This window comes from Streptomyces apricus (assembly GCF_008369065.1).
Taxonomy (GTDB): Bacteria; Actinomycetota; Actinomycetes; order Streptomycetales; family Streptomycetaceae; genus Streptomyces; species Streptomyces apricus.
This window is the reverse complement of sequence record NZ_VDFC01000040.1, coordinates 9,015-21,691: the sequence shown is the minus strand read 5'-3', so window position 1 is coordinate 21,691 and position 12,677 is coordinate 9,015. Positions and strand designations below refer to the sequence as shown.

General features: G+C 71.3%; 7 protein-coding genes and 1 pseudogene. 1 reads left to right on the top strand and 7 read right to left on the bottom strand.

The window, feature by feature from the left end; translation table 11 throughout:
• The 3 genes from FGF04_RS13000 to FGF04_RS12990 form a co-directional block, all read right to left on the bottom strand.
• Window positions 1-843: alpha-amylase family glycosyl hydrolase (locus FGF04_RS13000; RefSeq protein ID WP_268893771.1), on the bottom strand; the 843-nt coding region annotated here is incomplete at its 3' end.
• Window positions 840-2,888: an alpha-1,4-glucan--maltose-1-phosphate maltosyltransferase gene (locus tag FGF04_RS12995; RefSeq protein ID WP_149511469.1), complete on the bottom strand. Its 2,049-nt coding sequence runs from the start codon at window positions 2,886-2,888 to the stop codon at window positions 840-842. The genes FGF04_RS13000 and FGF04_RS12995, both read right to left, overlap by 4 nt.
• 106 nt (window positions 2,889-2,994) lie before the next feature.
• The gene (locus FGF04_RS12990; RefSeq protein ID WP_149512244.1) at window positions 2,995-3,288 is read right to left on the bottom strand and encodes a DUF5133 domain-containing protein; all 294 of its coding nucleotides are present in this window, start codon (window positions 3,286-3,288) and stop codon (window positions 2,995-2,997) included.
• A 304-nt stretch (window positions 3,289-3,592) separates the two neighbouring features.
• On the opposite strand from FGF04_RS12990, the gene FGF04_RS12985 reads away from it, so the two are divergent.
• Window positions 3,593-4,105, top strand: coding sequence for a pep a2 (locus tag FGF04_RS12985; RefSeq protein WP_149511468.1), 513 nt, complete (start codon window positions 3,593-3,595; stop codon window positions 4,103-4,105).
• 139 nt (window positions 4,106-4,244) lie between these two features.
• Here FGF04_RS12985 and FGF04_RS12980 read toward each other — a convergent pair whose 3' ends face one another.
• The 4 genes and pseudogenes from FGF04_RS12980 to FGF04_RS12965 form a co-directional block, all read right to left on the bottom strand.
• Window positions 4,245-7,265, bottom strand: coding sequence for a glycosyl hydrolase (locus tag FGF04_RS12980; RefSeq protein WP_149511467.1), 3,021 nt, complete (start codon window positions 7,263-7,265; stop codon window positions 4,245-4,247).
• A 257-nt stretch (window positions 7,266-7,522) separates the two neighbouring features.
• Window positions 7,523-9,427 carry an AMP-dependent synthetase/ligase gene (locus FGF04_RS12975; RefSeq protein ID WP_149511466.1) on the bottom strand — a complete coding sequence of 635 codons (1,905 nt, stop codon included), beginning with the start codon at window positions 9,425-9,427 and terminating at the stop codon, window positions 7,523-7,525.
• Window positions 9,428-9,556: 129 nt separating this feature from the next.
• Window positions 9,557-10,366, bottom strand: a pseudogene (locus tag FGF04_RS12970) (ThuA domain-containing protein); the annotation flags it as partial.
• Between the two features lie 68 nt (window positions 10,367-10,434).
• On the bottom strand, window positions 10,435-12,648 hold the full coding sequence (locus tag FGF04_RS12965) for an RICIN domain-containing protein (RefSeq protein WP_149511465.1): 2,214 nt from the start codon (window positions 12,646-12,648) through the stop codon (window positions 10,435-10,437).
• Window positions 12,649-12,677 lie beyond the last annotated feature (29 nt).

Genomic DNA, 12,677 nt, shown 5'->3' with positions numbered 1-12,677 from the left:
CCGGCCGGGATCGCAGGAGGAAAAGCCCGCGTTGCGGTCGGGGGTCCACTGCATGGGGGTGCGCACCGCGTCGCGGTCACCGAGCCAGATGTTGTCGCCCATGCCGATCTCGTCCCCGTAGTAGAGGATCGGGCTGCCGGGCAGGGACAGCAGCAGGGCGGTGAACAGTTCGATCTGGTTGCGGTCGTTGTCCAGCAAGGTGGCCAGGCGCCGTCGGATGCCGATGTTGGCGCGCATGCGGGGGTCTTTGGCGTATTCCGCATACATGTAGTCGCGCTCTTCGTCGGTGACCATTTCGAGAGTGAGCTCGTCGTGGTTGCGCAGGAAGATGCCCCACTGGCAGCCGGAGGGGATCGCCGGGGTCTTGGCCAGGATCTCGGAGACGGGGTAGCGCGATTCGCGGCGCACGGCCATGAAGATGCGCGGCATGACGGGGAAGTGGAAGGCCATGTGGCATTCGTCGCCGCCGGCGGTGTAGTCGCCGAAGTAGTCGACGACGTCCTCGGGCCACTGGTTGGCCTCGGCGAGCAGGACGGTGTCGGGGTAGTGGGCGTCGATCTCCGCGCGTACGCGTTTGAGGACCTGGTGGGTGGCGGGGAGGTTTTCGCAGTCGGTGCCCTCTTCGGCGAACAGGTAGGGCACGGCATCCAGGCGGATGCCCAGCCATTGCAGGTAGTCGAGTTTGGCGGTGAGGCCTTTGAGGTCGCCGATGCCGTCGCCGTTGCTGTCCTGGAAGGAGCGGACCAGGACTTCGTAGAAGACGGCGCGTTTGAACCATTCGGGGTCCCGGTCTTTTGCGGGGGTGTCCTCGAACTTGTCCTCGACGGGCTCGTTGACGATCATGTGGGTGACCCTCCGGTGGGCGGTGAGGACGGTCGCAGGACGGTCAGTACGTGCGCGGGCGTCTGCCCGGGGGTGAGGCGCACGTAGTTGGTCCTGCCCCAGTGGTAGATCTCGCCGGTGAGCTCGTCGCGCACCGGTACCGACTCGTGCCAGTCCAGGCCCAGTCGCGGCATGTCCAACGAGACCGTGGCCTCCTGGGTGTGGTGGGGGTCGAGATTCACGACCACCACGACCGCGTCGGAGCCGGTCCGCTTGCTGTACGCGATGACGGCGTCGTTGTCGGTCCCGTGGAAACGGACGTTCCGTAGGTGGCGGAGGGCCGGGTGGTCCCGGCGGATCCTGTTGAGCGAGCCGATGAGCGGTGCGATGGACGTGCCCGCCCGCTCGGCGGCCTCCCAGTCGCGCGGCCGCAGCTGGTACTTCTCCGAGTCGAGGTAGTCCTCGGTGCCCGCCCTGGCCGGGGTGTTCTCGCACAGTTCGTATCCCGCGTACATCCCCCAGGCCGGGGAGAGCGTCGCCGCGAGGACGGCCCGGAGTTCGAAGGCGGGCCGGCCGCCGTGCTGCAGGAACCCGGGGAGGATGTCGGGGGTGTTCACGAAGAAGTTGGGCCGCATGTAGGAGGCCGCGTCACCGGAGAGCTCGGTGAGGTACTCGGTCAGCTCCTGTTTGGTGTTGCGCCAGGTGAAGTACGTGTACGACTGCTGGAACCCGACGCGCGCCAGGGCGTGCATGACCTCCGGACGGGTGAACGCCTCGGCCAGGAAGATGACGTCCGGGTCGGTGCGGTTGATGTCCGCGATCACCTGCTCCCAGAACACGACCGGCTTGGTGTGCGGGTTGTCCACGCGGAAGATGCGCACGCCGTGGCCCATCCAGAACCGGAGGATGCCGAGCGTCTCGCGGACCAGGCCGGGCAGGTCCGCGTCGAAGGAGATCGGATAGATGTCCTGGTACTTCTTCGGCGGATTCTCCGCGTACGCGATCGTGCCGTCCGCCCGGTGCTGGAACCACTCCGGATGCTTCTCCACCCACGGGTGGTCGGGCGAGCACTGGAGCGCGAAGTCCAGGGCGACCTCCAGCCCGAGGGACGTCGCCGTGCGCACGAAGTCGTCGAAGTCGTCGATCGTGCCGAGGTCGGGGTGCACGGCGTCGTGCCCGCCCTCCGGCGACCCGATCGCCCACGGGACCCCGACGTCCTCGCGGCTCGCCGAGAGGTTGTTGTTGGGGCCCTTGCGGAAGGTCGTGCCGATGGGGTGGACCGGCGGCAGGTACACCACGTCGAAGCCCATGGCGGCGACCGCGGGCAGCCGCCGCGCCGCGGTCCGGAAGGTGCCGCTGACCGGCGGCTTCCCGGGCTCCACCACCGCGCCCTCGGAGCGCGGGAAGAACTCGTACCAGGAGCCGAACAGCGCCCGCTCCCGCTCCACCAGCAGGGGGAGCGGCTCGGACCGGGTGAGCCGTTCGCGCAGGGGGTGCCCGGCGAACGCCGCGTCCACGTCCGGCGTCAGGGCCGCGGCGAGACGGGAGGCCGGCGGGCGGGTGTCGTCACGCAGGGCGTCCACGGCGGTCAGCACCGCCGCCCGGCCCGCCTCCGGCGGCACCCCGGCGGCGGCGCGCTCGTAGAGCTCGGCGCCCTCCTCCAGGACCAGGCCCACGTCGATGCCGGCCGGGATCTTGATGCGCGCGGACCGGCGCCAGGCGGACACGGGGTCCGACCACGCCTCCACCCGGTAATTCCAGTCGCCTACCGCCGTCGGGGTGACGTCGGCTCCCCAGCGGTCGCTGCCGGGGGCGAGCTCCCGCATCGGGGTCCAGGGTCCGGTACGCCCCTCGGGGTCGCACAGGACGACGTTCGCGCCGACCGTGTCGTGGCCTTCTCCGAAGAGGGTGGCGGTGACCTGGAACGTCTCGCCCGGAACCGCCTTCGCCGGTCGGTTTCCGCGGTCGACGGCCGGACGGACGTCGACGACGGGGACTCGGCCGGTCGGGACGACGGGCTTGCGGCCGACAGGGCGGACGCGGCCGTCAGCCGGATTCTCGGTCATGGGATTCACCTCCGTCTTCGCTGTGGTGGTCGTTGTCGTGCTTGTCGTGCCTGCCGTCGGACCTCCGGGCTCTCAGGCCCTTCAACTCCTCAAGCTGTCAAGTCCTTCAGGTCGCGGAGCTCGTCGCGAGTCCTGCGGCGTGGTGCGGGAGTCCGCGCAGCACCGGGCCGCTGCCGGCCCGTTCGTGGCGCAGGGCGGCCGAACCGGCCGCCAGATAGCGCTCGGCGGCGTGCACGGCCTCCCGGGCACACCGCTTTCCCATGAGGACGCAGAGCGTGTAGCCCGTGTCCTCGAAGTTGCCCCGTGCGGCGCGGTCGGACGGGGCCGCGAGCATCATGCGTTCCCAGGCCCGGTAGAGCTCCAGGTGCCTGGCGATCTCGTCCTTGGCAGGCAGCAGCATCTCCCTGGTCACCTTCCACTCCCTCGGATGCGCACGGTTCGCCTTCGGATGTGCGTGATGGCCGTGCACGAAGAGGCATCGGCCGACTGCGGCGGCCGACACCCTCACTCATGGTGCACGGGACGCCACGCGCCGTCCTGTTGTCATTTCAACCACATTGGGTCGGTTCTCGGGTTGCACGAATGGAGTACCACTCCCACTCTGAGAGTTACTCAGACGCAATCGCTGTTCACGCTCCGTATTCGGAGCAAGGCCCACAGGGGCGAGGAAACGCGGGAGTTTCGCCGGTGAGGAGCCGAGAACGATGAAGACCGTAGTGCCCTGCTACTACCACCTCGACGTGGAAGTCAGTCCGGAACGGGTCGATCAGGTCAAGCGCATCCTGGCCGCCCACCTCCGGTACTGGAACCTGGAGAACCTCGTCGAGCCCGTCTGCCGTTGCACGGAGACGCTGCTGCGCACGATCGAGGCGCACGCGGCGGACAAGAACACCACCCTTGAGATGTGGTGGAACGGCCAGCACCTCATCACGGCCGTCGCGGACATCGACGGGGAGTCCCACCCGGAGTCGGCGACGTGGGACTGCCTGAGCCACATAGCGGCCCTGAGCGACGGCTGGGGGTGCTGCACCACGGGCAGCGGCGGGCGGATCGTCTGGTTCTCGCGCCGGGTCCGCGCCATGGAGCGCGCCCCGCTGGTCCCGGCCGTCCCCGCGCCCAGCCTGCGGGAGGCCCGGGCGATGCCCCGCGAGCTGCCCGTACCGGCGCTCGCGGGCCCGGTGCCCGAGGGCCCGCTCGTCAACGCGGCGGCCGGATGACCCGGACGGCGCAAGCAGCCGGGTGAACGGCACGCAGCCGGCCCGCGACCGCATCGGCGGTCGCGGGCCGGCTGCTTCGTCCGTCCGTGCCTGCCGGGCAGGCACGGACGGGAACGGACGGGAGCGGACGAGGAGGGGCTCAGGCGATGCGCGCCTGTCCGTAGGGGACGAGCCGGACGGGGCCCAGCAGCCCGTACGGCGCCCGGGCCAGACCCCCGTACACACCGGGGTCGCTGACCCGCAGGCGGTTGGCGAGCGGGGTCGCCACCTCGACCTCGACGACGTTGGCCCCGCGCCGCAGCAGGCCGCCCAGGTCGACCACCGGGCGGATCTGGTCGACCGGGTCGAGCCGGTGGCCGTTGACCGTCACCCGGCAGGTGTCGGTGACCGCGCCCAGTTCCAGCCGCGCGCCGTACCCGCCGCTCCACCCGTTGCCCAGCGTGACCGTCGTGCGGTAGCGGCCGATGCCCGAGACGTCGGCGAGCTCGGGGATCTGCGACCAGGGCACCAGGGCGTCGAGCGTCAGGTCGTGCTCGACGACGGTGGTGCGGGTCGCCGAGGCGCCGGGCCGCCAGTCCTGGACGTGCAGCTTCCAGGAGGTCAGCTCCGTCGGCGTCGGGACGTCCTTGAACGTGGTGCTGACGGCCCGTCCCCTGGAGAGCGAGGTCCGGTACGTGCCCGGGGCCGCCGAGCGGACGGTGAGACCGGCGTCCGTGAGCCGCACCTCGTCGGCCTCGCTGCCGGTGGCGTACGGACGGGAGCCGTTGCGGTCGCCGAACAGGCCCGGCCGGCCGATCGCCACGACGAGGGTCTCCGCGGGCTGCAGGGCGACCCGCACGGTCACCGAGTCGCCTTCCTCGGTGTAGCGCGCGAGGCGTTCGGCCTTCCCGGTCCAGGGGTCCAGCAGGTACGGCACGCCCCCGGCGGTGGTGCGGTGCAGGGTGACCTCGTGGTCGACGGCGGCGACCGCCGGCTTGACGGTCTCGGCGTGCTTGCCGTTGACCAGGTAGTAGTAGTCGACCCCGTCGGCCACCCGGTGGGCGTTGAGGAGGGTCGAGGCGCTCGCGTGGCGGACGTCGGGCCGCACCCCGAGCGCGGTGAGCGCGTCGCCGACCAGGGCCTTGTCCGTGACCTGGCGGACCAGCGGCTGGGCCAGCAGGTCCTTCACCACGGAGAGCAGCTGCGCGGCCTCTCCCTGGTCCGGGATCCCGGGCGGCACCGCCGTGTCCCAGGCGCCGAGCAGGACGATCGGCAGCCCCGCGCGGGTGAGCTTCAGCAGGGCCTTCGCGTCCTTCAGCGCGAGGGTGACCGTGGAGCCGTAGAAGAAGTCGCCCTCGACGAACAGCGCCTTGTAGGCCGGTCCTTCGGGGGCGAGCCGGCCGCGGCGCACGGTGGCGGAGGGCAGGTCGAGGAGCGGGCCGCTGAGGAACTGGTGGGTCCAGCCGAGCGTGATGCCGGTGGCGGTGAACCAGGAGGCGCCGATGCCGGTGGCCGTGTAGCCGGTCTGCCGGAACACCGCGACGTCGGCCTGGGCGCGGCCGCTCTGCAGCACCTGGTGGATCCGGCCGAGGTAGTCGGAGACGTCGGACACGTGCTTCCAGGTGGGATGCCTGGGGCCCCAGGACTCGCCGTAGCCGACCGTGCCGTTGTACGGGGTGAAGGCGGCGTAGCCGGGCCAGTTGACGCCCGGGAACGAGGCGTACGAGAAGCCGTGCACGACGGTCTGGTTGACCCCGGCGGCGTACGCGCCGCCCATGGTGCGCAGGAACTTCTGCCACGTGGTGCCGTACGCGCCGCCCGTGTACGCGCCGGCCTCGCAGGAGAGCACCGTGTGCCCGGCCATGTCGCGGCCGCCGGCCAGGCAGCGGTAGTCGTCGAGGTTCTTGAAGCCCAGCGACTCGCCCTCGGCGATGTCGAGGATCGCGGCCGTGGCGATGGCGTCGGTCTGCAACCCGTAGGGCTGTGAGCGCAGTTGCAGTCCGAGCCGGTGGGCCCAGGTGCGCAGGGCCGTGAAGTGGTGCTCGTTGACGAGGGCGGAGACCGTCTCCCAGAAGTCGTGGCGGATCTGGCGGGTGACGCCGGCCTCGAACGCGTACACCTGGTTGCTGTTGTCCAGGACCAGGGCGGGCAGCAGCGGGAGCAGGGAGCGGCCGGTGTGCTCGCGGAACGCGTCGGGCAGGCCCGGCGTCCACTGCAGTCCGTCGGTCTCCAGCTCGATGGAGTCCTCGAAGAGCGCGCCGCCGGACACCTTCAGCAGGCGGCGGACGGACTTCGTGAGGATGTGCTCCTCCCAGTAGTCGGTCACCGCGCGGGTGCCGGCCGCACTGAAGTGGTCGACGACGTAGGCGGGCGGGTCGCTGTGCGGCCCGGCCTCCGGCATCTGTCCCGAGCCGCGCACCCAGTAGGCGATCACGACCCAGGTGCCGTCGTCGGGCGCGGTCCAGTCCAGGGCGCCGTCGGAGACGGTGGAGGTGAGGTCGCGGACCGAGTCCAGGTCGAGGCCGGTCTCCTTGCGGGTGGAGTGGGCGGTGTTCACCCGGGCCGCCTGCACCGCGAGCAGTCGGCGCTTCGTCACGCCGGGGGCCGCCGCGTGGACGGGCTCCGGGACGGGCCCCGCGTAGGTGGCGCCGGCGGTCACGGTGACCGCTCCGTGCGCGAGTTCCTTGACGGCGGCCTCGCTGTCGGGGGTGATGCCGGGGACGGCGGCGGGCCAGCTGGGGCCGACGGTGAGGTCGATGGTGAGTCCGCGCCGGGCGGCCTGGCTCAGCGCGGCCTCGACGCCGGCCACCCAGGCGGCGGTTCCCCAGCCGTGGCGGGCCGTGTCCAGCTGCGCGGTGTCCTTGACGCTGTGGTGGACGGCGGCTATCTCGGCGCCGCCGAAGCCCGCGTCGGCGATCTGGTCGATCTCCCGTCTGATCTCGTCGGGCTGCACGAGGCCGTCGGGCCACCACCAGCGGAACTTCGGCCGCACGGACCGGCCCGGCCGGGCGAACGGCAGGGCGGAGCCGGCGGCGCCCGACGCGGCGGCGGTGGCGGGGGCGGCCGCGGCGCGGCCGGGGGCCGCCCAGGTGACGGCGCCCGCGGCGGTCGCCGTGGCGGCCGCGGCGAGAAGGGTCCGGCGCGGGAGACCCGTGCCTGGAACTGCGGTGTGGTCGTTCATGGTTCCAGTCCGCTCTTGGGGCAGCACAAAGAGGACCCCTGTGGGGCCCGGTGGATTGAATCGTTTTAATCGCTGCGAAACTAAGACGCCCGATCAAGGGGCGTCAAGAAGCGTGCACGACACAAATTTTCCGGTTCGCGCCCGGACGGGACGTCGGCCCGCGGCGCCGGACCCGGTTCCGCGGAGCCGCCCGCCCCCTGTTGTGGACGCGTCGGCCGCCGTACGAGGCAGGGCCCCGGTACGCGGCAGGACCCCGGTCAGCCGAAGACGTTGTCCGTGTCGTCCCAGCTGTAGGGGTCGACGGGGGCGGGGCCCCGGAGCGCGCGTGACGAGGAGTGGTACATCGCCTCGATCTCGGCGGCGTACCGTTCCGTGATGGCGTCCCTGCGCAGTTTCATCGAGGGCGTCAGCAACCCGTTGGCCAGGTCGAACGCCTCGGGCAGCACCCGGTACACGCGGATGGACTCCGAGCGCGACACGGTGGAGTTGACCGCGCCGACCGCGCGGTTGATCTCCTCCCGCAGGGCGTTCTCCTCCCGCAGCCGGCGGTCCTGCGCGTCGCCCGGGGTGGCGTGCAGCGCCCGCCAGTGCGCCAGGTACGCGGGGTCGAGGGTGATCAGCGCCCCCACGCAGGGCCGGCCGTCGCCGACGACGACCGCCTGGTGGACGAGCGGGTGCACCCGCAGCCGCTCTTCGAGGACCGCGGGGGCGACGCTCTTGCCGCCGCTGGTGACGACGATGTCCTCCTTGCGGCCGGTGATGCTCAGGTAGCCCTCCTCGTCGAGCCGCCCGAGGTCGCCGGTGGCCAGCCAGCCGTTGCGGAACGCCGCCCGGTTGGCCTCCTCGTCGTTGACGTAGCCCTGGAACACCGAGGGCCCCCGCACGAGGAGCTCCCCGTCCTGCGCCACCTGGATCTCGGTGTCGGGCAGCGGCCGCCCCACGGTGCCGAGCTTCTCCCGGCCCACGGGCTGGGCCGTGATGCCGCCGCTCGTCTCGGTCAGTCCGTACCCGTCGTGGACGGGGATCCCGATGCCCGCGTAGAACAGGGCCAGTTCACGGTTGAGCGGGGAGCCGCCGGACGCCGCGCCGCACACGCGTCCGCCGAGGGCCGCGCGGAGCCTGCGGTACACCGTCTTGTCGTAGAGGGCGTGCTGCAGCCGCAGGTCGAGTCCGGGCCCGGCGCCGGTGCCGAGGCGCTGGCGCTCGGTGGCGGCGGCGAAGTCCCGCGCGGTGCGGACGGCGCGTTCGAACAGGGCGCCGCGGCCCGACTGTTCCGCCTCGCGGAGGAAATTCTTGAAGAGCTTCTCGAAGACGAGCGGGACGGCGTGCAGATAGGTGGGCCGGAACGACAGCAGGGCGTCGGCCAGCCGTTCCGTGCGCGGGTCGGGCTCGTGGCCCATCAGGAACCCGCCGCGCATGCACAGCCCCTGGACCATGAGGCCGTACACGTGCGAGAAGGGCAGGAAGGCCAGGACGGCGGGCTGCTGCCCGGCGGGCGCCACGGTGTGCCCCCACCCCGCCAGCAGGGTGTCGCAGGGACTGGCCAGACTGCTGTGGCTCAGCGCGCAGCCCTTGGGGCCGCCTGTCGTGCCGGAGGTGTAGGCGATGACGGCGGTCGAGTCGGGCAGCACGATCCGGCGCATGGACTCCACGGTGGTGACCGGGACGTCCCGGCCCGCCTCGGTCAGGTCCCGCAGGGCCCCGGAGTCCAGCTGCCAGACGTGCCGCAGGCCCGGCAGCGAGGCGATCACCGAGCCGACCGTCATGATGCCCTGCTCGTCCTCCACCACCACGGCCACACAGCTCGCGTCCCGCAGGATCCACGCCACCTGGTCGTGCGAGGAGGTCGGGTGGATCGGCACGATCTCGGCGCCCACCGTCCACAGGGCGTAGCTGAGGACGGTCCACTCGTAGCGGGTGCGCGCCATGACGGCCACGCGGTGGCCCGGGAAGATGCCGGCCGCGATGAAGCCCTTGGCGACGTCCAGCACCTCGTCCCGCAGCTCGATCGCGGTCACCTGCGACCAGTGCGCGGGAGAGGTGTCGGAGCGGCGCGCCAACTGCGGCAGCAGGGGGTCGCGTTCCGCCGTCTCGAAGAGACTGTCGGCCAGCCCTCCCTGCAGGGAGGGCTGGGCCTGTCTGGCTACTTCCAAGGGGTGCATGTGCCGCTCCAGAATCTCCTCAGAGCGCCCCTCCGATGAAGTCCGGAAGCGAGGGCGTTCGAAATCTAGCCCACGGCGGCGGGAGTTGGGTCACGAACGGAGGATCGGCCTGACCTGATTCGCTTGCGCAGCGCCACCGAGCCACTTCAGTCCGTCGAGCAGGAAACGGTTCTGGGAGGCGCTCGCGAACGTGGACGACAGCGGTATGTCGGTCGCGTAGTCCATCGCGTTGTGACCGACGTTCGCGTAGAGCATCCGGTACTCGGTGTTGGTCCACAGGACCGGGTAGTAGCCGCTGTACCAGGTCTGGTCCGGATCGGTGCCGAGCGGGAAGCTGCTGGGGTCGATGGAGGCCAGGACCTTGATGTCCGGATTGCGCCGCAGGTCGTTCGACCAGCCGTACCACTCGTTGACCGACGAGGTGAGGGTGGCGGGCAGGTTCCTGGTGGAGGCGTGGGTGCGGTCCTCGACCCGCAGCGTGGCCGTCGTCGGGCCCCAGGTGTTCGACTTGAAATCGCCGCTGCCGAGGAACTGCCGGTGGTACCAGGGCCATTGCTGCGCCTCGGTGGTGAAGGCGGCGACGTGGAAGCCCAGCCAGCCGCCGCCCGCGCGCATGTACCGCTCGAAGCCCGACCGCTGTGCGGCGGTCTGCGGCAGGTCGTCGAGGAACAGCACCACCTGGTAGGCGTCGACGCGCCCGTCGGCCAGTACGTTCCAGTCGGTACTGGCCGTGTAGGTGAACCCGTTCTCCGCGGCGCGGGCGGGGAACCACCGGTCGGCCTCGCGCACGAAGCTGATGTGCGCGGCGTCCCAGGTGCCGCTGTGGAGGGCGAGCACCTTGAAGGGGGCCGCTTCCCGCGCGGTCTGCTGCGCCGCGCCGGGCGCCGCGTGCGCGGGCGGTGACGCGAGCCCCAGGAGGGTCGCCAGCAGCACGATCATCCGCAGGACGGCGCGCACCGGGCCGGACCGGTTACTGCCGCGCAGGGTGAGTCCCTGCCTGTGCCCGGTCACGGGTAGCTCACCAGGTTGGCGACGTTGGTGGCGGAGTTCGACGGCCCGCCCCGGTCGTTGACGACGTGGCGGATGGTGCCGGTGCCGCCGAGGGAGACCGTCACCATGTTCCGGAAGCGCACGTTCGCCGAGTTCGGCGCCTCGATGGCGTGCTCCGCGGTGACGGCCGGGTTCACGTTGAAGTAGCAGTAGCTGCCGAAGCCGTACACCTGGTGGCTGGTCACGGAGTTCGCGACCTTGTAGGCGGCGTAGCCCTGCGTGGAACCGTTCGTCCAGGCCGCCTGGTTGGGCGGGTCGTAGGGCATCTCGTTCTGGTAGAAGTACGTGCGCCCGCCGTTGCCGTTCCAGATCGTCTGGTGCTTCTGGTAGTGCTCGACGAACAGGCCGTACATGGTGACGTCGTCGCCGTTGACCACGAGTCCGGTGTCGGCCGTGTTGATGCTCCAGCCGACGCCGTTGCCGTGGTCGGCGCGCCAGATCCACAGGTGGTCGCCGATGACGTCGTCGCTGTTGACCGTGAGGCTGGTGGTGGCCCTGCCGACGGCCGCGCCGCCGACGCGGAAGAACACGTCGTGCAGGGAACTGGGATTGGCCCCGTGGTCGGCGGACGACCCGCCCGGGCCCATCTCCAGGAGCTGCGCCGAGTTGGTGGTGCCCGCGTCGAAGAGGATCCCGGCGAGCTTGACACCGTCCACGTCCGCGACGGTCATGGCGGTCACGCCGTTGTCCGGGATGAAGGTCGCAAGGCCCAGACCCAGGACGACGGTGTCGGGGCGGGTCACCTTCAGCGTCTGGTTCAGGTGGTAGACCCCCGGAGTGACCAGCAGGTTCTTCCCCTGGGCCAGGGCGTCGTTCAGCTGTGCCGCGGTCGCGCCCGGCTTGACGACGAAGAAGTCGGACAGGGGCAGTGAGGTGCCCGCCGGGGTGCCCGACGCCCAAGTGGTGCCGCGCGAGTCGGTGCGCACGGCGGGGACGAACACCTTGTACGCGCCGGCCGCGTCGACGTACAGGAAGGGCTTCTCGCGGGTGACGGGCGCCCTGTCGACCGTGGTGTAGGGCGGGTTGGGGAAGCTGTTGGCGGGGGCGTTCTGCGCGCCGACGAAGACCATGTTCCAGTTGGAGCCCGTCCAGCTCGACCACTCGGTGTTGCGCGACAGCCACTGCTGCTGCGAGCCCGACCTGACCTGTCCGTCGATCTTCGTGTCGGCCATGTAGCCGCCGCTGGACCAGCCGCCGTCGTCGAGCTGGAGGTTGCCGCGCAGGTGCATCCGGCGGTACGGGGCCGCCTGGGACACCGCCCAGCGGTCGGTGCCGGACGTCGGGGTCACGGACAGGTTCTCCGCCGAACGCCAGAAGTTCTGGGTGGCGTTGCCCTGGAACCAGTCGGCCTCGGCGTGCACCGCACCCCGGATGGTGACGTCGTCGGGGGAGAGCCCGAGCCCCGCGACCTGGGTGTAGAACCCGACGTTGGCGTTCGCGTCGTAGGTGCCCGGCTTGAAGAGGAAGGCCTTGCGGGCCGTGCCGAACTGGTTGGTCTCCTGCTGGGAGAAGGCCGCGTCGAGGCTGTTCTGGATGGTGGCGGCCGGGGTGGACGGATCGAAGACGGTCACGTTCGGGCCCAGGTCGGGGGTGCCGGGCGGCTGCTGCGTGTCCACCGGGGCGATACGGAAGGACTGCGCCGCGGACCCGTTGCAGGTCCACTGCTGGAGCTGGGTGCCGTCGGCGGTCGAGGCGCCGGGGACGTCGAGGCACTTGCCGCTGTTGCGGTTCACGAAGTGATAGGTCCCGTCCGCGTCCGCCACGGGCTGCCACTGCTGGTTCGTCCCGCCGCTGTACGTCCACAGCTGCACGGGCGCGCCGTCGGCGGCCGAGACGTCGGTGACGTCCCAGGTCTTGGTCGCGTCACCGCGGTTGCCGACCCGTACGCGGCCGTCGGTGGTGTCGCGCAGCTCCCACTGCTGGGCCTGGCTGCCGTTGCACGCGTACTGCTGGACGGCGGTGCCGTCGGCCGTTCCGGCGGCCCGGGCGTCGACGCACTTGCCGCTGCCGGCGTTCACGACGGTGGCCCAGCCGGTGGGGAGGGCCGCGGCGTCCTGTGCGGCCCGGGCCGGCGGGGCCGCGGCCACGGCGCCCGCGGCCGACGCCGTCAGGGCGAGGGCGGTGAGCAGGGTGGGTATCCGGCGTCCTGGTGATCTCGTCGATCCGAACACGGAATCTCCTGTGTGGGGGAGTGGGGGAG